Here is a 21,230-nt window from a genome sequence, read left to right on the forward strand (position 1 = left end):
GGTGCCGCATGAAGTTTGAAAAACCCGCCGTTTCCGTCCCGGACCAGATCGAACTCCTCAAACGTCGCGGCATGATTGTCGGCGACGAAGCCCAGGCACAGCATTACCTCAGCTTCATCTCCTACTACAGGCTGCGGGCCTACTGGCTGCCCTTCGAGGTGCCCGCCGCGAACAACGGCGATCACGCCTTTCGTGACGCGACAACCTTCGAGGATGTGCTGACACTCTACATCTTCGACCGTGAATTGCGGCTCTTGGTCCTGGACGCTATCGAACGGGTCGAGGTAGCCCTGCGCGCGCAATGGGCACATCACATGGCGATGACCTATGGGCCCCATGGCTATCTCGAACAGGGCAACTATGCCCACATCGGGCGTCATGCCTCTGCCGTTGCCGAGTTGAACAAGGAATTCAGCCGCTCGCGCGACACCTTCGCGACCCACTATCGCGACAAATACACCTCGCCGAAGCTGCCGCCGGTCTGGATGGCGGCAGAGGTCATGTCGTTCGGTCTACTTTCGAAATTCTACAGCGATCTGAAGTTGCGCGGCGATAGAAACGCCATTGCAGCCCCCTTGGCGCTGGACGAAAGGGTCGTCACGTCTTTCGCCCACCATATCAGCCACGTGCGCAACATATGCGCCCACCACGGCAGGCTGTGGAACAAGCGCTTCACAGTGAAGATGACTGTTCCGAAATACCCCGCCAAGCTGCCCGTTGCGATGCGGGATGCCGATCCGCGCTATCTGCACAACACTCTGGTGATGCTCGATTACCTTTTGGCCCTGATCGCACCGGGCAATGAATGGAAACAGCGGCTTGTTGCGCTGATCGACGGCTGCCCGTTGGCCGGTCCTGCGAGTATGGGCTTTCCGGCGGATTGGCGCGCCAGAGCGGTATGGAAGATATGAGAATGCCGTTTTCAACCCGATCAGAGCTCGGAATATTTTGGAAAGAGGTGGCCCTATGACCGCACGCGAAACCTTCGGGCGGACCATCCAGCTTTTCCTGGTCGACGGGAAGCCCACGGGCCTGCGCAAGGCCACGATCCACGGCTGGACAGGCCTTTTGTTCGTCAGCGGAGCCTCGGCCTTCGGCGATTTGACAGCGCGGTCCGAGGTTGACCGGACCGGGGTCTACATCCTGTCCGGCCCAGACCCGGACAAGCCCGGCGTGACGCGGGTTTATATCGGGTCGGGAAACTCCGTCTCCGAACGGATCGAACAGAGCGCGAAGAAGCGCGACTTCTGGGAAACCGCGATCACCGTCACCACCAGCGACGACGACCTGTCCAAGGGACATGCCGAATACCTCGAGGCGCGGCTGATCCGCCTGACCGCGCAGGCGGGCCGGGTGACGCTGGATAACGGGACCCAGCCCGACACCGACCGCCGCCGCCTGCCCGAGGCGGATGTCGCGAACATGGAACAGTTCCTGTCGAACCTGAAGATCATCCTGCCGGTGATCGGGCTTGATATGCTCAAGCCCCAGCCCCGGGCCGTGACGCAGGTCGAGAAACCCGCCGAAGACCGGACCGCCGAAGAGGTTCATTTCGAGATCCGTCACAAGAGCGGCGTTCAGGCGACCGCCGTCGAAGAAGACGGGGAGTTTGTCGTGCTGGAAGGTTCCGAGGCCCTGATCGGGACCGGATATGTTCAGCAGAGCTACGGCGGGCTGAAGGACAAGATGATCGCCGAGGGCGTCCTGATCCCGCACGCGGAGGACAGGATGCGTTTCGCGAGGCCTTGGCCGTTCAGCAGCCCCTCGGCCGCGGCGGCTGTCGTGCTGGACCGGAACAGCAACGGACGGCTTGAGTGGAAGGTCCGGGGTTCGAAGCTGAATTATCACGAGTGGCAGCAGGCGCAGGCCGGCGGTACGGAGGTGACGGAATGAGCGACCTGCATCACGAGAAGCACCTCGAGTCCTATATCGTCCAAAAGCTCGCAGCCGCAGGCTGGCTGATCGGCGCCTCCGACGCGTTTGATGCCGACCGCGCCATGTACCCGGAGGATCTGGAGGCCTGGCTGCGCGCCACCCAGCCCCAGAAATGGAATCGGCTTCAGGCGATGAACGGCGACAAGACCCTTACAGTGGTCATGGACCGGCTGGAGACCGCGCTGGAGAAACAGGGAATGGTACAGACCCTGCGCCGGGGCTTCTCGGTCGCTGGTGCCGGTCACATCGACCTGTCCGAGGCGGCCCCGGAGGACCAGCGCAACGAGAAGGTCCTGCACCGCTACGCGTCGAACCGGCTGCGGGTCGTGCCGCAGCTGAAATATCACCCGGGCCGCGAGCTTGCCATAGACCTCGGCCTGTTCCTGAACGGCCTGCCGCTGGCGACGGTCGAGCTGAAGACGGATTTCACCCAGTCGGTCGAACACGCGAAGGCCCAGTACCGGCGCGACCGCTTGCCCGTAGACCCGGTCACGAAACGCAAGCATCCGCTTCTGACGCAGCATCGCGGCGCGGTTGTCCATTTCGCGATGTCCGACAGCGAGATCTGGATGACCACCAAGCTTGCGGGGGAGGACACCTTCTTCCTTCCCTTCAACAAGGGGAATGACGGTCGGGCCGGTAACGCGGCCCGGGCCGATGGGGAGTACCCAGTCGCCTACTTCTGGGAGGAAATCTGCCAGCCGGACGCGTTCCTGCGGATCTTCCACAGCTTCGTCTATGTCGAGAAGAAGAACGTGGTCGACTTGAAGGGGAACTGGTCGGTCAAAGAGACCCTGATCTTCCCCCGGTTCCACCAGTTCGACGCGGTCAACAAGATGATCGCAGACGCGAAGGTGAAGGGGCCGGGGCACCCCTACCTGTGCGAGCACAGCGCCGGGTCCGGAAAAACCTCGACCATCGCATGGACGGCGCATGACCTGGTGAAGCTGCGCCGGGACGACGGGACTCCGATCTTCGACACGGTGATCATCGTAACAGACCGGAACGTTCTGGACGGACAGCTGCAGGACGCTGTCCAGCAGATCGACCACCAGAAGGGGCTGATCGCGGCGATCGATAGGGAGACGTCGTCGAAGTCGAAGAGCGAGCAGCTCAGCGAGGCAATGCTGAAGGGCACACCCATCATCGTGGTAACCATCCAGACCTTCCCCTTCGCGATGGAGGCGATCCTGACCGAAAAGTCCCTCCGGGACCGGAACTTTGCGGTGATCATCGACGAGGCGCATAATTCCCAGACTGGAAACACGGCGTCGAAACTGCAGGCAACGCTGGCCCTATCAGCCAAGCATGATATGTCGGAGATGACGGTCGAGGACATCCTTCTGGAGGTCCAGCGGTCCCGGAAGCGGCCAGCGAACGTGTCCCATTTCGCCTTCACCGCGACCCCAAAACACTCGACCATGATGCTCTTCGGGCGCCCGGCGGACCCGACGAGGCCCGCCGCGGACGACAATCTCCCGGCCTCGTTCCACAAATACGAGATGCGCCAGGCGATCGAGGAAGGATTCATCCTCGACGTGCTTCGCGGCTACGTCCCCTACAAGACGGCCTTCAACCTCGGGCAGGCGATCGTCGAGGAGAAGCGGGTCGACGGGAAGGCGGCGAAACGGGCCTTGGCGAAGTGGATGACGCTGCACCCGACCAACGTCACACAGAAGGTCCGGTTCATCATCGAACACTTCTCGAAGAACGTGGCCCACCTGCTGGACGGGAAAGCAAAGGCCATGGTGGTCACCAGCTCCCGGGCCTCCGCAGTCCGGTACAAGCGGGCGTTCGACGCCTTCATCGCCGCGAACCCGGAATACGGGAACATCAGGACCCTCGTCGCCTTTTCGGGCAAACTGACCGGGCGAGAGGTCATGCACCCGAATGACGACTTGTTGCAGGGGGATGCATTCGTCGTTGAGGAGGATGCGGAGTTTACCGAAGCGAACATGAACCCGAACGCGGGCGGCAAGGACCTGCGCCACGTCTTCGACCGGCCGGAATACCGGGTCATGCTGGTGGCGAACAAGTTCCAGACCGGATTCGACCAGCCGAAGCTAGTCGCAATGTATGTAGACAAGAAGATCGCGAACGCGGTCGAGATCGTCCAGACCTTCTCCCGTCTGAACCGGACCTTTCCCGGGAAGGACCAGACCTTCATCATCGACTTCATCAACGACCCGGAAGTGGTACGGGCCGCCTTCGCCCAGTATGACCGAGGCGCCAAGATCGAGGAGGTGCAGGACCTCAACGTCGTCTATGACCTGAAGGAGTTCCTCGACGATCAGGGGGTCTATGACGAGACACACGTCTTCGACTTCCAGAAGGCCCGGTTTCGGACAGCAACGGCCGCCGCCAGCGGCACGGATGACGAGGCGGCGCACAAGGCGATGTACGCCGCGACGCAGGAACCGACCGACGCCTATAACCATCGGCTCACGGAGCTTCGAAACCGCGCCTCAGAGGCTGAGAACGCCTGGCAGAAGGCGAAGGCGACCGGGAACGAAGACGGGATGAAACGCGCCGATCATGAGCGCGAACAGGTCGAGACAGCGATCGTGTCGCTGACGGATTTCAAGGCAGGCCTAGCCCGGTTCGGACGCCTTTACGCCTATGTCGCGCAGTTGGTCGATCTCGGCGATCCGGACCTTGAGGTCTTCGCGGCCTTCTCGAAACTGCTCGCGAACCGACTGGATGGGGTTCCAGCGTCCGAGATCGACCTGCACGGAATCGCGCTGACCGGCTATGACATCGTGGAGCGAGAGGAGGCTAGCAACGGCGAGGATGAGGAGCCCCCCACCCTCGACCCCATAAAGGGCGGCGGCGGCGGGGGACGGCCCGGTGCCCTACCGGTCTACATGCAGGAGCTCATCGAACGCCTGAACAGCCTCTTTGGGGAGGCCACCCCGATCGAGGACCAGGTCGCCTTCGTGAACCAGGTTGCAGCGATTACCCGCCAGAACCCGGTTGTGATGGCTCAGATCGATAATAACAGTAAGGATCAAGCGATGAAGGGGAACCTCCCCGGCGCGGTGCAGGCGGCAGTGGTCCGGGCAATGTCTTCGCATAGTGCGCTCGCCACGCTTCTCCTTAGCAAGGATCGCCAGGCCCTTCCTATCCTCGAAGGGGTGATCTACGAGATACTAAAGCGGGGCGAGGCGTTGGACCTCACTTCCAATTGATCCAGCAGAACTCTAAATGCGATGAGAAAATGGCTGCGTCCAAGATCGATCACTGAACGTAACCCCGCCGCTTCTTCACCGCTGCCAGCTTCATCAACGCGGTGATGGCGTTGCCTTCATCAGGGTGCGTCTCGACCATCATCTGCCCTCGAAACCCGATACGGCCCCATTCCCGCACAAGGCATGCGCCGCCAAACAGGTCCGGCTGAACGCTCATTCGATAGAAGCGCCGCATGTTGAGAGACGGGTCGATCCGCTTGAGATCGACCGTCGTCGGGAACACTTCCATTTGCCGCGATATGTCGAACATGTTGTTGACGCCTCTCTCCAAACCACAATATCAAGCGCTCTTCGACGTTTCCACTATGTTCTATCCCGAAAAGAAAGAGGGGGCTCACGCCCCCTTCTCGAACTTCATGACCGGGATGCCCAGCTTTTTGGCCTTGTCGGCGAGGTTTTCCTGGATACCGGTTCCGGGGAAGACGAGGACCCCGACCGGGAGCACATCCAGCATCGCGTCGTTGCGCTTGAAGGGCGCGGCCTTGGCGTGCTTGGTCCAGTCGGGCTTGAAGGCCACCTGCGTCACGCCCCGGGCTTCGGCCCATTTGGCGGCGATGAGCTCTGCGCCCTTCGGGCTGCCACCGTGCAGGAGGACCATGTCGGGATACTTGGTCCGGACCTGGTCGAGCTTGCCCCAGATCAGGCGGTGATCGTTGAAATCGGTCCCGCCGGTGAGGGCGACCTTGGGGCCAGCGGGCAACATCACCTCGGTCTCGGCGCGGCGCTTGGCGGCCAGGAAATCGCGGCTGTCGATCAGGGCGGCGGTCATGTGCTGGCGGTTCACCATCGAGCCGGTGCGGGGGCGCCAGGTCGATCCCGTGTGCTGAACAAACTCGGATGCGGCGTGATCGCGCATCATGTCCATGCAGTTCCGCCGTTCGACGAGGGTCAGGCCTTCGGCCGTCAGGCGCTCGAGCTCGACGGATTTCACCTCCGAGCCGTCCTGCTCGCGTTGGAGGCGGCGCTGCGCCTGTTCGTTCTCATCGAGCGACCGCTCGATCCGGGCCGTGGCGCGGTGGAAAAGGTTGACCTGGCCCCAGAGCACCTCTTCGAGATCGGGTTCCATACGGGTGTCTTCCAGGGTCGCGACGAGGGCGTCGAAGATGTCGGCGACGGCGACCGCGAGGCGCTGCCCATCGGGCATCGGGCGCGGATCGGGCTCGTCGAAGGGGCGGTAGCCATACAGCTGCAGCTCGTCGAGCGCATGGGCGGTCTGGGATGCGCTATGGGCGGGTTCATACGCGTCGTCGTGGGTATGGATCGTCATCGGTTTCTTGCCTCCGGGCCTGTCTCGTCCGCGCGTCATCCCGCGCGGCCTTCATGGGCAGACCCGAGCCGTCGGGGCGGTTGCCCCTTCACCCCGGCTTCACCGGGGCCGGAACAGCGTGGAGGAGGTCGGCAGGGAAGCTATTTGTCTCGCGATGCAAAGGCGGCTTTGCCGCCGGCGGAAATAGGTTCCCTGCCGACCTTGCAGGGGCAACCGCTTTGACGGCCTGCCCATCTCTTGAAGGCCGCGCAGGGCTGACGGGTGGATGCGCAAGGCCCTGGATGGGGTGAGGACGACGATCCAGAGCCACGACGGGATGCAGCCCCCTGCCCCGCACTCCCAGCCCCCCACCTGCGCGATGCAGCTCAGCTGGGCAGGCGATGCCGATCCTCTGGCCCGATCTGACCTGCCAGATGCTGGCGCAGCGCGTCCTTGCCGTTCGCCCGAAGATCATCATTGAAATCCCCGAGCCGCGGTTCCAGCACCCGCACGCGCACCCCGACCTCGGAGGCTCTGGCGCTCAACTTCTCTGCCGCGCGCTGCCCGGCCGGATCGCGATCGATCGCGACGTAAAGGCGCTTGAGCCCCTCCGGCAACAGGACCGCCCCGAGGTGACCCGAAGAGAGTGCCGCCCAGACGGGCAGACCTGGGATTGCCTCGGACAGGGACAGCATGGTCTCGATGCCTTCGCCGACGACGAGGATGTCATCGTGCGGGGTGAGCCTGACAGCATTGCAGAGGAGGTGACCCATAGCCCGACGCTGTGGATTCACTGCCGCCTTCCCCTGTCCGTCAGGCGCCAGCCAGGTGCGATGCACGCCCTGCACGGCCCCTGCCCCATCGGTGACCGCCGCGATTATCGCAGGTCTGGGGATGCTCCGGGTCTGCCCCTCTTCCCGATGCCAGCACTTCGGGTGGAAGCGTAAGGCGCCGTTCGCCCCGAATTGGGTGATGCCTCGGGAACGGAGGTAGGTCTCAGCAAGCGTGCCTGTGATCGGGTTCGAGGCAGCAAACAAGCGCGCCGCCGCGGGAGTGCCACCGGGCGCCTTGGCCTTCCTCGGCTCTTGCCTATCCGGGGCGACCGGCTGCGGACGGCCAAGATGCGCTCGGGCCTCGGCGAGAAGGTCGGGGAAGCGCGTGATCCCCGTCCGGGCGCGGATGATGTCCAGGAGATCGCCATGCTCGCCTGTGGCCCCATCCGTAAACTTGCCCGCTGCTCCTGGTCCCGACGCCGGGCCCGTCAATCGCACGAAGAGCGACCGGCCGGGGTTGTTCTGCAGATCGCCGACGATCCAGTAGGATCCTTCCCGCCGTCCGGCGGGAAGGTAGGCACGACAGACGCCTTCGGCATTTTCTGCCAGATCGCGCACGAGGTCTTCGGTCTCGGAATACATGGGTCAACAACCTCCGCGATCATGTAGCCTTGCGACAGGACAACGTGCAAGCAGACGATCCAGTATCGCGACGCCATCGGCGTCGGTCGGGCAGAACAGCCGAAGCTTCCAACTGATGATCTCCGAGAAGAAGCCATCGGCCTTGAGCCGATCCTTGGCTGCCTCCGAGAAGCCCGACAGTTCGATCCGGTTCGCGCCCATGACGCGCGAGCGGTGCAATTCCATCCCTTCGGACAGGCGCACCACGGTCTTGCCCTCCAGAACGAGGGCATGGACCTGCGCCGCCGAGAGCTTCGGCGCGTCTTTGGCCAGCGTGGTCGCGACCCAAGCGGGCGAGACGCGGCGGCCGATGATGCGTTGCCCGTCATCGGTCTGCAGGCGGTAGACGCGGGTTTCATCCTGGGGAAGCTGCTTCCAGATCGGCAGCAGCAGGCCTGCCACGATGTGCAGCGTGGCTTCGGAGAACTCCGGCACCTCGGCCAGTTCCGCGGTCCAGGCGGCGGAGAAGGCCGCGCGGTCGGCCTCGAGCCAGCGGGTGTCCTCCATGATCTTTGCCGGGACTGTGCTGGCATCGGTCGGGCGGATCAGGCGCAGGCGCGGCTCGATGGTCCCATCTTCCAGCATGTGACTGGTGGCGGGAACCTGCACGGCAGCCCGGCCCGAGCGGCTGTTGACCAGAAGCCGCGCCTGCGGGTCATCCAGCCATTCGAGCGCATCGGCCAGCGAGGTAGGCGTGTTGCGGCGCTTTTCCGCGATGGTCAGCAGCTGGGTTTTCGCGCCGGAGCCCGGATGGGTGTAGATGACCTGTACGTCGGTCACCCGGAAGCTCTCAGCACGGAGTGTCTCGAGCCCGAGATCATAGACCCCGGCGGCGATGGCGCCCTCAATTCGCTGATCGAGCAGCTCCTCGAAACCCGCGAACAGCACGGCCTGCATGTCGATCGTCAGCGCCAGCAGGCGATTGAGGAAGGTCGTGATCGGCGGCAGGTCATCCTTCAGCCCGTTATCATCGGTCAGGCTGAGCCCGGTCGCATCCTCGAAAGCCCCGAGCGAACATCCGGCCAGATCGCCGCGATAGATACGGCGGTAAAGCTGGCGCAGGGCGTCGCGGGCGTAGGGCGACTCGAGGTTGTCTTCGGGCCGGAACAGCCCTTGCCCGCCCGTCTGGCGCTGGCCGCGCGTTATAGCGCCAAGCGTGTCGAGACGTCGCGCGATGGTCGACAGGAACCGCTTCTCCGCTTTGACATCGGTGGCCACCGGCCGGAACAGCGGCGGCTGCGCCTGGTTGGTCCGGTTGGTGCGTCCGAGGCCCTGAATCGCCGAGTCTGCCTTCCAGCCGGGTTCCAAGAGGTAGTGGACCCGCAGGCGTTGGTTCTTCGCCCCGAGATCGGCGTGATAGCTGCGCCCGGTGCCGCCGGCATCCGAGAAGATCAGGATACGCTTTTCGTCATCCATGAAGGCTTGGGTTTCCGCGAGGTTCGCGGCTCCGGCCCGGTTCTCCACCACGAGCCGTGCCGAATGCCCTTCGCCCTTCCGCACGATGCGCCGCGAGCGCCCTGTGACTTCGGCCACGAGATCCGTGCCGAAGCGCTGGACGATCTGGTCGAGTGCACCCGGCACCGGCGGAAGCGAAGCCAGTTTCTCGATCAGCGCGTCACGACGCCGGACGGCTTCGCGGCACTCCACCGGTTGGCCGTCGCGCGTGACGGGGCGCGACGAGAGGTTGCCCTCGCTGTCGGTGAAAGGCTCGTAGAGCTGCACCGGGAAGGAATGGGCGAGGTAGTCCAGAACGTATTCCCTGGGTGTGATGTCACAACGGATATCATTCCATTCGTCGGTTGGGATCTCCGACAGGCGGCGTTCCATCAGCGCCTCACCCGTCGAGACGATCTGGATGACCGCCGCGTGGCCCGCAGCCAGATCGTCATCGATGGATGCGATCAGCGTGGGGGTCTTCATCGAGGTGAGCAAATGGCCGAAGAAGCGCTGTTTGGCGCTCTCGAAGGCTGACCGCGCTGCGGATTTCGCCTGGCGGTTCAGCGTGCCCGACCCGCTCGGCCCGTCGGCCGCGCCGGTAATGTTCGCCGCCTCCAGCGCCGCGGTCAGGTTGTTGTGGATGATGGCGAAGGCCCCGGCATAGGCATCATAAATGCCACGCTGCTCGGGGCTGAGAACATGTTCCAGCATCTCGTATTCGACACCGTCATAGGACAGCGACCGCGCCGTGTAGAGACCAAGCGCCCGGAGGTCGCGGGCCAAAACCTCCATCGCCGCGACACCGCCAGCCTCAATGGCTTCCACGAATTCCGACCGGGTCTGAAAGGGGAAATCCTCCCCGCCCCAGAGACCGAGACGCTGAGCATAAGCGAGATTGTGGACCGTCGTCGCGCCCGTGGCCGAGACATAGACCACGCGGGCGTTGGGCAGCTTGTGCTGCAGGCGCAGGCCCGCCCTGCCCTGCTGCGAGGCCATGGTATCACCCCGCTCGCCTTTGCCCCCGGCAGCATTCGCCATGGCATGGCTTTCGTCGAAGAGGATCACCCCGTCGAAATCCGCCCCGAGCCAGTCGACGATCTGGTCGACGCGGGATTTCTTCGATCCGCGCTCTTCGGAGCGCAAGGTCGCGTAGGTGGTGAAGAGAATGCCCTCGGTCAGAGGGATGTCGCGGCCTTGGGCAAAGCGCGAGAGCGGCGTCACCAAAAGCCGCTCCTGGCCAAGGGCCGACCAGTCGCGCTGCGCATCCTCTAGGAGTTTGTCACTCTTCGATATCCAGAGCGCCTTGCGTCTTCCTCGGGCCCAGTTGTCGAGCAGTATCCCGGCAGACTGCCGGCCTTTGCCCGCGCCGGTGCCATCGCCGAGGAAGAAACCCCGGCGGAAGCGGTCGGCGTCAACGGCATCGTCCGGTGCAGCGGAGACCACGTCTCCGGTCTCATCGACGGTCCAAGACCCAGTGAGATGCGCGCCATGCGCCTCCCCCGCGTAGATAACGGTCTCGAGCTGCGCGTCGGACAGCAGGCCGTCGCGCAGGACGGCCGGGGGTAGCTTGGGGCGGTACGTGGGTTTCGGAGGTGCGACAGAGGCCATGGCCGCCGATTGCACAAGCTTGGTCGGGTGCGATGCGGCGTCTGGGATGTCGATAGCCTGCAGACGGAAGGTCTCGTAGATCGCGTCGGACAGCCGTGCGGCGTCTTCTTCCTCGGCGGCGTCGCGGAGAGCATAGTCCAGTTCCTCGGCCTCAATCGGCGTTTCGGGTTTCGCCATTTGAGCCGCAGAGGTCGCGCGCGATCGGCTGGTGGTTGTGTGAGTGGCGCGGGCAGGACTTCCCGGGAAGAGGGAAGAATGGAACAGACCCGCATTTACTGCCTGTTCCAGTTCGAGGCGCGGCGGAACCTCTGCAGTGACCCGCGACATCAGATGCGCCACGTCCGGAGACAGGGGCTGGCGCAGGTCGGCGGTGATGCCGCCCGGCTCGCCGCCGCAGCATTTATCGAAGACAGAAATCCGCGTCTCGAAGCTGGTGCCGTGCTTGGCGAAAGCGGCGCCCGACACCGCGCCGGTGAAGACGAGATGGGCGGTCTCGGTCAGACGGCCGAAGGTCTCGGCCCAGGCAGGCGCAACCGGCGCGAAACCGGCTCCGGTGATGGCGACGAGCCGTCCGCCGGGGGCCAGACGCGCGAGGGCCGAGCGCAGATGCCGGGCCGTCGCCTCGGTCGACCGACCATCGACATTGGCTTGGGCCGAGAAGGGCGGGTTCATCATGATGACGCTCGGGCTTGAGCAGGCATCGAGATGATCGTCGATCTGCGCGGCATCGAACCGGGTGACCGGTCGGGCCGGGAACAGCAGGCGCAGAAGATCGGCGCGGGTGTCCGCCAACTCGTTCAGCGCGAGGCTGCCGCCCGCGATCTCTGCGAGGATCGCCAGAAGCCCGGTCCCGGCGGACGGCTCCAAGACCAAATCGCGGGGCGTGATCTGTGCTGCCGCCAGTGCCGCGAGCCCCATGGGCAAGGGCGTCGAGAATTGCTGAAAGCGCTCCATCTCTTCCGACCGCCGGGTGTGCGTGGGCAAAAGGCCCGCCACCTTGGCGAGGATGGGCAACAGCGCCGCAGGCGAGCCGGCCCGGGCCAGCAGCGCACGACCGAATTTCCGCAAGAACAGAACCAGCGCCACCTCGCCGGCCTCATAGGCGAGCTTCCAGTCCCAGGCACCGGTCGCATCGGAACCGCCAAAGGCACGCTCCATCTCGAAGCGCAGGCGCAGCGCGTCGATCTGAAGCCCTTGCGCCAGATCGGGCTGCAGCGCTTCGGCAACAGCAACGATCGCAGGGGCGGGATTTGCTGCCAACGAGACAATGGGCGCAGGCAAGGACGCCTGCGCAACAGGGGCAAGATGGGTCATCGGGAAACTCCGGAATGAAGGACAGGATCAGGCCCGTACACCCTCTCTCGGGCAGCCTCGGACCTGATCTTTCCCGGCCCCTCTCTCCCTCTCGCACCAAGGTGTTCCCGACGCTTGGCTTGATTTTGTTCTTGTTATGTTCTATGTTCAGAGCCAAGCCAGAATGGGGGTTCCACCATGGAAAGCACCAAGCACGCCCTGCCCGTAACGCCCAAGCAGATCGCCTATGCGCGGTCGCTCGTCCTGCGCAACCGGACGCTCCTGCCCTGGGAAGTTCAGCAAGACCGGAGATCTTTGAGCGGTTGGATCGAGGCTCAGGCCCGGCTGAAGCCGGTATCGGACATGGACCGTCTGCCGACCTCGAAGCAGGTAGCCTTCGCGGAGAAGCTTGCCCGGATCAAACGGCGCGCCGTTCCGGAGGAATGTTTCCGTGACAAGGGGCTCATGTCGAAATGGATCGACGGGAACAAGTGATCCCGGCACTGGCTAGCTCCGGCCTTCCGGAGCTTCTGCCATACCGTGGCTTGGCAAACCGAGCGTAGTTGCCAACCTGTAGATTGGCAGATTGGACCTTCGGGACGTCAGCCTCGGTCAAACTCCTGTCCGAAGGACACCGAAGGGCCAAGGTCTGGTCGCGGCGGCACACCAGGAGGTACACCACTGCGACCTTCGGCAACCACTGCAAGTCGTTGCCGTCTTTCGACCCAGCGCCTTCAGATCTCCCTCCACGTGGGACTAGTCCATAAATTCTTTGGAAATGGTGAGATTGGAGCGTCCACAACGCTGGAAAAGCAACCTCATCGAAGAAAACTATAGTGGTCTTTTGGGGCAGAGACGTCGCCGTGTGCCAGTCTCATGTCTTCGGACCCCGCCAAACAGGCGCTTGCGCCGCAACGCGTCAGCCGACGGCCGTAAGCGAGTAGTGCGGTGTCCCATCCCAAACAAGATCCCAAGACGCGCCAGGCCGGACGTTCTGGATGGCGTGGGGCTCGAAGCAGACGAGGCAATTCCCGCCCGGCGCGGGAGCCCGAACTGAGGGGTAGATCAGGCCACGCGATCCAGCCCGGCGCAGATGCTGGGCGAGGCTTTGGCCCTCGGGATATCCGACAGCCGGATCCGGATGCAGTGCGGGATGGCCCGGCTCGTCGGTCATGTCATCGAAGACGCCGATGAAATCCGCCAGCAATTCCACATAGCGGGCGCTGTCATGGAAACTGCCGGTAAAGCCGAGTTCGCGTGTTCGGTGCCAGGCCACTTCGCTGACGGACACCATGACATCCCATGCGCAATACCAGGCGCCGCGCTCCTCGGTGTTGAAGCGGTTTCCGCCGGCGCGGGTATAGGTGAAGGCGGCGTTGACATGGCTGTCGCCGTAGATGCGCAGATCTTGGCTCCGGCGCTGCCAGGCAAGCTCGCGCGGGTCCAGATGGGGATTGCGGCCACGTTCCGCCAGAAGACGACCGCTGGTCAGGCCCTCGATCTCTGCCAGGATCTCCATCTCGTCATCGGAATCGACGAGACCGCGCAGCGACGGTGGCTTGTGGTAAGTGGCGGGCAGGAGACGAACGAGACCGCGATCGGAAATCTCGGTCTGCTTCATGCCCCACCACGCAACGCATCAAGATAGGTCCGAACCGCGAGGATCTGCGGCAAACCCCCGTCGATGGCGGTGTCGACTGGTCGGCTTCCACCAAAGAGCGGCCCCTTGTTCGGTCGGGTGAACCAGCTTTTTGCCAGAGGCTCCGAGAAGTAGAGTTCGAGCGACTTGAAGATGCCAATTACAGCGCTGAGCCGCAGCAGTTGGTCCTTGGTGAGCTCTCCGGCGAAATCCGGCTTCTTGGCGCGCTTCCACGTGCTCTCTGACATGTCGGCAAGGCCAGCCGCTTCCTTGAGACTGAGACCCCAAGCATCGGCCACGCGTGCATAAGCTTTCAACGCGACGGCGTTGATCTGTGCGGGTTCCCGGATTTTCTCTGCAACGTACATGGCGTCCTCCATTGGCTTCAATATAGTCCATATGGACTTACTGTAAAGATCAAATGAACCTTACGCTTTGATCTCTGTTACCCGAACCGCCGCCCTCCTTCCGTGAACGTATACGCGTTGACGATGATCCCCTCCTCGATGGCCTGGTCTGAGGTGAGGTGGTCGTATTCGGCTTCAAGCTGGCGGTAGAGCCAGCGGGCCAGATCACGCAGCGCCTCGGTCACGACTTCTTCCGCATCCTCGGTCGGCGGCTGCCAGGTCGCGCTGTCCCGCGTGATGTCCACCGACATGGTGTATTCATGGTAGTAGCGGCCACGGTGGCTGGCCTCGGCGGCGAGTTGGTAGAAGTTCCGCCGCTGGATAGCCTGCAGCCGGTCGGCGATGCCGTGCAACGTCGCGTCCTTGGGCGCGTAGTCCCGAATGCGCGCGGCGGCGCCCTTGACGTGGGACCAGTAGCCTTCGAACGAAGCTCCATCACCCTGGCTCCAGAAGCCGGAGAACCAGATGCAGGGCTTGGCCCGTGTCCCGCCACTCATCAGGCGGACGGAGGTGGCTTTCAGGCGGATGCCGAGGAGCTCGCAGACCCGCTCGAAATCCTCATAGACCGCGTCCCACCAATCGTCATGGGGACCAAGCTCGCGATACCAGCTGCGCGCCTTCTCCTTGGCGGCATCCGAGAGTTCGGGGAACTGGTAGACGGTGGTGCAGATCACCTCAGGCATCGATATCCTCCCCGTTCAGCGCAGCGACCAACCATTCTTGCGTGCTGGACCAGCAGATGGATTTGCGAGCGCCGAGATCGATGGCATGCGCGCCACCGCCGAAGGCGTCGAGGCGCGGTCGGGAGCAGGTCAGAGCATACTGGAATCCCCAAAGGCCGGTGAGGTCGAGGTCTTCGGCGAGGCGCAGCACAAAGCGGATGACGGCTTCGACATCGCCGTGCTCGTCGTCATGGATCCAGAGGGTGCTGCCCTCGGACGCGTCCTGGCGCGCGAGGTCGAAGCCCGCGACCTCCGGGTCGTCAGCGTCCTGATCCGCAGCGCGGAGTTCCTGAAACAGCGCGAGCGCGCGGGCGGCCTTTTCGGGTGTGCCGACGTCGAGCAGGCATGAGAAATGGGTGAAGTAATCCGCCATGGGAACCTCCTGAATGGGGAAGACCCGGCCAAGAGGCCGGGTACTGAATCGGGATGAAGGGTCGGCCGGGAGCGATCAGCCGATCGACGTGTCGTTTGCCGCCTTTCGTGCGGCATGCGCGCAGAGCATCTGCCGGTAGAAACGCTTGCGCGCGGTCCGGAGGCCGCAAACAGCGCGCGTGTCGGGGTGCAGCGCCCGGACCGCCGCGCGGACCACTGCCAGTGGCGAAGCGGTCGGCGGCAAGCCAAGACTTAGATAAGTGGGATCGGTCATGTCACGTGACCTCGACCACGGGCGAGACGAGATGCGGATCGACCTGTGCCTCGATCCGTTCGGTCCGACCCATCCAAGGCTGGGGCCGAATGGCCTTCACCCAATCGGCGAAGCTCGGGATGAAGCCGAGGTCCTCCTTAACATGCTGCTCGCCGACCCAGCGGGTCGGGATGACGCGCCCGGTCGACAGCATGAGGGTCGGGCCGAAAATCGTCTCGGCCATGAAGATGCCCTCCGCATGGTGGCGCAGCGCCCGGTGCCGAAAGTCGGCTGTGATCTCCTTGCTCTGGTCGAACCAGGAATGCACGGCGAGGTAGTCGTCGACCGTGCCGCCCCATTTCTTCACCGAGGACAGGGCGTGGTGATAGGGATGTGCCATCGTCGCCTCCTCACAATTCATGGGTGTAGAGTTCGGACGAGGTGAAGCGCTCGTTGAACTCGAGGTGGATGGAACGAGCGCTCGCATCGAAGCAGAACTCGCCGTAAGCCCCGTCGTTGTTTTCCCAACCGCCATGGGTATCAGAAAGGAAGTCGTAGGCCAGTTGCTCAACGACATCTTCGAGCGAAAGCGCCCGCATCTCGACCTCCGGGTCGTCCCAGGTCAATGCGGCATAGGCGATCGCGGTCTTGGGGAAAGCAACCTCGGTCTCGCCAGCGTAGGCTTCGATGCTTTCAACCTGGCCGCTATCGCCATAGCCGTCAAAGCTCACGGTCACATGGGTGATGCCCGCGGCAGTCAGGCCATCGAAGAGGCGCTCCTTGTTGGCTGGACGCAAAGCTGCGATCCGCGCGTCACGCTCGGCCTGCCGGGCCAGCACGGCGGCGAAATCAATCCTGGACGGCGCCATCGGCGCGGCCAGGGTGGGTTCGATCTTGGACATTGGAAACTCCGAAATGAGGGAAAGGATCTGAACCCCGAGGCTCTCTCTCGTCCTCCTAGGCTCACATCCTCCCCTGCCCTTCTCTGACTCTCGGGCGTCACGCCGCGATCTGCAGGGCGCGAGACGCGAAGACACGCCAGAGCGGATCGACAAGACGGGCATCGAGAACGTCGGCGTGGTGCCGCAGCCGTCGCGCGAGGCTATGTTCATGCCACTCGGCCGCCCGCATGGCCTGCGCGCGGGTCTGGCTGGCCTCGGACACGACGGCGCGGGCTTCGGCGGCATCCGAGACCGGGTGGCACCATGCGACCCCGCCATCATTGGTAGCCCCGGCCAGAACGAGGCGGCCCTCCCGATCGAGGATTGCCAGGATGCGCGGAGCGTCTTCAGGTGTGATATCTTCGGCGTGAACGATTGCCCCCTGCATGGCGTCGGCCAGCGTTGCAAACCGCTCCAGTACCTTGGGGTGTGCCTGCCCGGACATGAGAGCCGCGGGCGCATGGCAAGCCGTCGTGAGCGCAAACGGCAAGTCTTGATCTGCAAGAACGGTCAGGAAGCTCGGCGGCAAACCTGTTTTCTGCGTTTCCGGCTGAGTTTGGAGAGGAAGGTCGAACATGGGCATATCTCCGACGGTGCGGAGAGCCTCTCTCCCCGCTTCAAACCGTCAAAGACCAAACCGCCCCCTCGGACTCTCTGTCGCTGATCGGGCCGATCATTTCGGCGTTGGTAAATCGCCCCATCGAACCCGCAAGTAGCGCCCTTCGCGCTTTGGAAGATCTTTTCGGTCGATCATGCGACCCGAGACCTGAAAATCCTCGTTGATCTTTACAACCAAGAGCTTGTTGAAATGCCCATTGGTATCGACCACAACCACATCCTTTGTCTTGAATGGCGTAATGGTTTTGACCTCGACATGATCATTGCCAAGTCTTCCGTCAGCACCCTGGGCGTAGGTCTTGTTCAGCTTGATACCGTACGTGATAGCACCGAACAGCTCACCGATATCGCCGTAGACAGAGAGGTGAAGGCCGGTCTCGAGGTGATAGCTTTCCGCGAGGGACAGGAGATCCTCAAAATATGGGATCATAGACCGGATCGCGTTCGGGTATTTAGCGCCCCACTCCTTGTAGCGAAGCTGCTCGTCGACTTCCGACCAGGTAACCCATTCGCCGTCATCATAAAATGCACGATCTGACCAATCGATTTCTTCCATGCGCGTACTTCCAATACCTAAACATGTCGGGCACGGTAGCAGATCGATGAAACAGGGACGAGACCGGAGGCGATATCGCCTCCGGTCGCCACCTCAACCAACGCGGTCGAGAAGCTTCTTGGCGCGCCCTTCCATATCAAGGCGGGCATCCTGCTGGGTCTTGTCGCGCGCAAGCCGCGTGATGCCCTGCACAAAATCGAAGATGCTCTCGGGCGGGCGGCCTTCCTCCATCAGAACCTTCTCGATGATCTTGCCGGATTCGGCTTTCGAGAAACCGCGCTTCCGCAGGAAATCGGCACGGTCCTCATCGCTGCGCGCCACGACCTGCTGTCGAGCTGCCCGGATCCCGTTCACGAACCCCTGCGGCGAGGAATTGGCAAACCGCGTCAGCGCCGGCGCCGCCTCATGTGCGAAGCGCGACGCTGCGTATTTCGAGTGACGGATCTTGATCTCCTGGAAATCCTCGACGCCCCAGAGGTTGCGGTTCTGGCACACCGCCCGCAGATAGAAGCTCGCCATGCCGAGGGTCTTCGCGCCCACCTCGGAATTCCAGCAATAGAAGCCCCGGAAATAGAGATCGGGGGAGCCGTCCGCCAGCTTGCCCGCCTCGATCGGGTTGCGATCATCGACCAGGAACAGGAAGACATCGCGGTCCGAAGCGTAAAGCGTGGTCGTATCGCGGCTGATTTCGACATCGGGGTTGTAGACCCCGGTCGACCAATCCAGCACACCCGGTACCTTCCAGCGCGTATCGCCCGTGCCATTGCCCGCGATGCGCTGAACCGCCTCGACAAGCTCGAAGTCATGGATGCGGCCGTAGTCGGGACCGGTCACGGCGCGCAGTTCCGTGCGGCCATCCTCGGTCTCGAAGGTCTTCACCTGCTCGGCGCGGTGGTTGGTCAAACCGTATTGCAGGTTGATCCCCGCCAGAGGCGCGGGAAGCTGCCGCAGGTAGGATGCCGGGGCACCGACGATGCTGGCAAGCTGGCCGAAGGCCCAGTGCGTGGGTGCGACCGGCTCATGCGCTTTCGGCAGGACCAAGTCGAGCCGCTCTGCACTGTCGCGCGCTGCCTCGACACGGATGTCGGCGGTTTGCACCACCCGGCTGCGGCTGCGCTCAGAGCGACCCTTCACATTGGCCCAGAGATCGTCGAGCGACAGGTACCGCTCGTCATCCGGCCTGTTGAACCATTCGGACGACACCCGCCCATTCCGATCACCCCGGCTCACATCCACTTTCCAGCCACCAGCCCGCGTCGGCTGTACCGCATCCAGAACTTCCACAACGCCCATCGGCATTCCTCCGCGACAGGTGCCGGGAGCCACTCTCCCAGCCCTCAACCTGTCACCGGGAAACCGGCCAACCTCAAACTCTCTCGGGCAAACGGCGCTAAGTCGGATGCGCCGCACGCCCGCAACTCGCTGGTGTTGACCTGCGTTCAAAAATGGCAGAGGTTAAACAAGGCCTTTCTCGCAGGCCGGTGTGCCCGCCACGCGAAGCTTTGCAGCGATCTTGATTTCGAACAGCAGACCTCATGCCATCGGCGGGTCTGATTAGCAGCGGGCACCTAGTCAGATCCAGCTTGGACATGGATCATGACAGAGAACGATCAACTTAAGACATTGAAACTTCTGGCAAAGCGATACGCTAGAGCGACGGGGCAGCCGCAGCACGTGGCGCTCGACTTTGTTGCTGCTCGATTGGGCTTTCCTCATTGGAACGCATTGACGGTCAGCGCAAAAGGAGAGTGGGCCCCATCCGAAGCACAAGTCGCCGCGATAAAGGCCTTCGTGCAACGGATCACGTCCTACGAGGGTACGACCTTTGACCATATCTTCGGGGGGCTCGACGCCATCACTCGAGGCGAAGTACGAGGGCATCCATACGAGTTGAGCACGATGCTTGGCGACGTTCGTATGGAAGGTGACAGCTGGCGCATAGTGCTGCCAGAAAACCCTTCGGCTGCCCCTCGTGTCGAGATCGACATCAAGCATGCCCAGACCAGCCCGATGAACGATCGCGTGCTACGTGAAGAAGCCATCGGGATTGCGAGGGAATTGATGCAGAGCGTCAAGGCGCGGCGATTTGCCGATTGGCCACGGCGCGCCACAAAGCCGGATGCGGAAGGAAATGTGCGGCACCCGTTCTTGGAGATGGAGGAATCGAACCTCTGGTACTGCCTTCACTGCAACTCAGAGATCACCGGCCCACAGATCGCTGGAAACCAATGGCACTGCCCCAGCTGCGGCGCATCACCAATCAACATTTTTCCAGAAGCCTTCTGGCTGGAACCGACCGATGAAAAACCAGTGCCAGTCCAATCCCGCGCCGAAAGGCAAGAGATTGAACCCATCGTGTCAATTATAGATCCGCGGCCAAGGCTTGACCTCGACAGTGACCAGGTGACCCATTTGATCCGGGCTGCCCTTTTCGAGGATGCGACCAATGCAAGCGAGCGCATGGGAGCGAGTCTGGCCGAAATCTGGGTTGATGACGATCTCGACGTGGTTGTTTCCTTCGAGGATCACTACTGGCCCGAGGACAAGGAGCCGACCGCTGCGATCGAAGTGGCCGCACTGCTTGGGATCGAGATTGAGTTGGAAGTTACTTGGTCGGATCCGTTGTTCGCATGGCCCGGTTTGGGCACCGTGACCCAGAGCACGGCCGATTATACGCGGTTGATGCTCGACACGTATCTCAGTCACGGCGCGACCATAACCAAAGACGAAATCTAGCTCGTGCGCACGTTGAACAATTAGGCGCATTCAAGGCGCTCAGCACCGGAAGGCAAGCGTGGGTGCCTTTTCCAGTGGCCCGAAAAGACTTTAGCCCGGCGGTCTAACCCGCCGGGCTCGAGGGGAGACCCCGTTCCTCAGAACGGGATCTCGTCGTCGCGGTCGACCAGCTCGGGGTTTTCGTTCTCGGCCGACTTCGGGCGGCTCAGGAAGTCGACCTTCTCGGCGATGATCTCGCAACCGTAGCGGTCGTTCCCCATGCTGTCGATCCACTTGGTGTAGTGGATGCGACCGTGGACGAGGACCTTCATGCCCTTTTCGCAATGCTCAGCGACCGTCTTGCCGAGACCGTTGAAGCAGGTGATGCGGTGCCATTCGGTGTCCATGACACGGTAGCCGTTCTCGTCGCGCATCACACGGCCTTCCGAGAGGCGGGGGCGCGAGGTGGCGAGGCTGAAGTTGGTGATCTTGGTGCCGCTCTGGGTGGTGCGGACTTCGGGGGTCTGACCGATGTTGCCGGCGAGGATGACGATGTTCTGCATGATAAGCTCCTGTTTTTCCTGTCTTCGGGACCGTCCCTTCGACAAGACCCTGAAAAAGCCCGTCGGGTGACGCGTGCACGGTGGACAGCATGGACACCGGACACCCCCAGAGGACCGGGGTGGAGCGGGCAGGACGCCAAAGGCGTCCAACACGGCCCGGACTGACGCGGGGTTGCGCGCAGGAGACCGAACCGGATTAGGGGATTGTCAGTCGAAGTAAGGA

General features: G+C 63.0%; 20 protein-coding genes. 5 read left to right on the forward strand and 15 right to left on the reverse strand.

The window, feature by feature from the left end; translation table 11 throughout:
- Positions 1 to 8 precede the first annotated feature (8 nt).
- Genes O3306_RS16330 through O3306_RS16340 form a run of 3 tightly spaced genes read left to right on the forward strand, consistent with a single transcriptional unit; the run spans position 9 to position 5,123 of the window.
- Positions 9 to 911 (forward strand): Abi family protein, encoded by a 903-nt coding sequence (locus O3306_RS16330; RefSeq protein ID WP_272009232.1) that lies wholly within the window; start codon positions 9 to 11, stop codon positions 909 to 911.
- Between the two features lie 55 nt (positions 912 to 966).
- A complete protein-coding gene (locus tag O3306_RS16335; protein ID WP_272009234.1) occupies positions 967 to 1,893 on the forward strand; it encodes a GIY-YIG nuclease family protein in 927 nt (308 codons plus the stop codon).
- Positions 1,890 to 5,123, forward strand: a complete 3,234-nt coding sequence (locus tag O3306_RS16340; protein ID WP_272009236.1) for a type I restriction endonuclease subunit R — start codon at positions 1,890 to 1,892, stop codon at positions 5,121 to 5,123. The genes O3306_RS16335 and O3306_RS16340 overlap by 4 nt, the downstream gene beginning before the upstream one ends.
- A gap of 49 nt (positions 5,124 to 5,172) precedes the next feature.
- On the opposite strand, the gene O3306_RS16345 is transcribed toward O3306_RS16340, so the two are convergent.
- The 4 genes from O3306_RS16345 to O3306_RS16360 form a co-directional block, all read right to left on the reverse strand.
- On the reverse strand, positions 5,173 to 5,433 hold the full coding sequence (locus O3306_RS16345; protein WP_054540777.1) for a WGR domain-containing protein: 261 nt from the start codon (positions 5,431 to 5,433) through the stop codon (positions 5,173 to 5,175).
- 84 nt (positions 5,434 to 5,517) lie between these two features.
- Positions 5,518 to 6,450 carry a DUF2493 domain-containing protein gene (locus O3306_RS16350; protein ID WP_054540778.1) on the reverse strand — a complete coding sequence of 311 codons (933 nt, stop codon included), beginning with the start codon at positions 6,448 to 6,450 and terminating at the stop codon, positions 5,518 to 5,520.
- A 365-nt stretch (positions 6,451 to 6,815) separates the two neighbouring features.
- Positions 6,816 to 7,844, reverse strand: a complete 1,029-nt coding sequence (locus O3306_RS16355; protein WP_058249046.1) for a DUF7146 domain-containing protein — start codon at positions 7,842 to 7,844, stop codon at positions 6,816 to 6,818.
- A 3-nt stretch (positions 7,845 to 7,847) separates the two neighbouring features.
- On the reverse strand, positions 7,848 to 12,242 hold the full coding sequence (locus tag O3306_RS16360) for a strawberry notch family protein (RefSeq protein ID WP_054540780.1): 4,395 nt from the start codon (positions 12,240 to 12,242) through the stop codon (positions 7,848 to 7,850).
- A 177-nt stretch (positions 12,243 to 12,419) separates the two neighbouring features.
- Between O3306_RS16360 and O3306_RS16365 the strand changes: the two genes are divergently transcribed.
- Positions 12,420 to 12,716 carry a hypothetical protein gene (locus tag O3306_RS16365; protein ID WP_054540781.1) on the forward strand — a complete coding sequence of 99 codons (297 nt, stop codon included), beginning with the start codon at positions 12,420 to 12,422 and terminating at the stop codon, positions 12,714 to 12,716.
- Between the two features lie 424 nt (positions 12,717 to 13,140).
- Here the strand turns inward: O3306_RS16365 and O3306_RS16370 are convergent, their stop codons facing one another.
- The 10 genes from O3306_RS16370 to O3306_RS16415 all read right to left on the reverse strand — a co-directional run bounded on the left by O3306_RS16370 (position 13,141) and on the right by O3306_RS16415 (position 19,022).
- Positions 13,141 to 13,842: an RES family NAD+ phosphorylase gene (locus O3306_RS16370; protein ID WP_054540782.1), complete on the reverse strand. Its 702-nt coding sequence runs from the start codon at positions 13,840 to 13,842 to the stop codon at positions 13,141 to 13,143.
- Entirely contained in the window at positions 13,839 to 14,240 is a 402-nt protein-coding gene (locus O3306_RS16375) for an MbcA/ParS/Xre antitoxin family protein (protein ID WP_028095451.1), read from the reverse strand. The genes O3306_RS16370 and O3306_RS16375 overlap by 4 nt, the downstream gene beginning before the upstream one ends.
- Positions 14,241 to 14,305: 65 nt before the next feature.
- The gene (locus O3306_RS16380) at positions 14,306 to 14,950 is read right to left on the reverse strand and encodes a hypothetical protein (RefSeq protein WP_054540783.1); all 645 of its coding nucleotides are present in this window, start codon (positions 14,948 to 14,950) and stop codon (positions 14,306 to 14,308) included.
- Positions 14,943 to 15,362: a hypothetical protein gene (locus O3306_RS16385; RefSeq protein ID WP_054540784.1), complete on the reverse strand. Its 420-nt coding sequence runs from the start codon at positions 15,360 to 15,362 to the stop codon at positions 14,943 to 14,945. Before O3306_RS16385 ends, O3306_RS16380 begins: the two co-directional genes overlap by 8 nt.
- 75 nt (positions 15,363 to 15,437) lie before the next feature.
- Positions 15,438 to 15,635, reverse strand: a complete 198-nt coding sequence (locus O3306_RS16390; RefSeq protein ID WP_058249044.1) for a hypothetical protein — start codon at positions 15,633 to 15,635, stop codon at positions 15,438 to 15,440.
- Position 15,636: 1 nt separating this feature from the next.
- Positions 15,637 to 16,014 (reverse strand): DUF6915 family protein, encoded by a 378-nt coding sequence (locus O3306_RS16395; protein ID WP_054540785.1) that lies wholly within the window; start codon positions 16,012 to 16,014, stop codon positions 15,637 to 15,639.
- Between the two features lie 10 nt (positions 16,015 to 16,024).
- The gene (locus O3306_RS16400) at positions 16,025 to 16,516 is read right to left on the reverse strand and encodes a DUF6878 family protein (RefSeq protein ID WP_054540786.1); all 492 of its coding nucleotides are present in this window, start codon (positions 16,514 to 16,516) and stop codon (positions 16,025 to 16,027) included.
- A gap of 97 nt (positions 16,517 to 16,613) precedes the next feature.
- Positions 16,614 to 17,132, reverse strand: coding sequence for a hypothetical protein (locus O3306_RS16405; protein ID WP_054540835.1), 519 nt, complete (start codon positions 17,130 to 17,132; stop codon positions 16,614 to 16,616).
- A 96-nt stretch (positions 17,133 to 17,228) separates the two neighbouring features.
- Positions 17,229 to 17,729, reverse strand: a complete 501-nt coding sequence (locus tag O3306_RS16410) for a hypothetical protein (protein WP_058249043.1) — start codon at positions 17,727 to 17,729, stop codon at positions 17,229 to 17,231.
- A 93-nt stretch (positions 17,730 to 17,822) separates the two neighbouring features.
- Positions 17,823 to 19,022, reverse strand: a complete 1,200-nt coding sequence (locus O3306_RS16415; protein WP_054540787.1) for a hypothetical protein — start codon at positions 19,020 to 19,022, stop codon at positions 17,823 to 17,825.
- Positions 19,023 to 19,325: 303 nt separating this feature from the next.
- Between O3306_RS16415 and O3306_RS16420 the strand changes: the two genes are divergently transcribed.
- Positions 19,326 to 20,465 carry a hypothetical protein gene (locus tag O3306_RS16420; protein ID WP_235953169.1) on the forward strand — a complete coding sequence of 380 codons (1,140 nt, stop codon included), beginning with the start codon at positions 19,326 to 19,328 and terminating at the stop codon, positions 20,463 to 20,465.
- 137 nt (positions 20,466 to 20,602) lie between these two features.
- On the opposite strand, the gene O3306_RS16425 is transcribed toward O3306_RS16420, so the two are convergent.
- The gene (locus O3306_RS16425) at positions 20,603 to 21,007 is read right to left on the reverse strand and encodes a single-stranded DNA-binding protein (RefSeq protein WP_008335991.1); all 405 of its coding nucleotides are present in this window, start codon (positions 21,005 to 21,007) and stop codon (positions 20,603 to 20,605) included.
- Positions 21,008 to 21,230 lie beyond the last annotated feature (223 nt).

The sequence above is a fragment of the Roseovarius sp. ZX-A-9 genome (genome assembly GCF_028369135.1).
Lineage (GTDB): Bacteria > Pseudomonadota > Alphaproteobacteria > Rhodobacterales > Rhodobacteraceae > Roseovarius.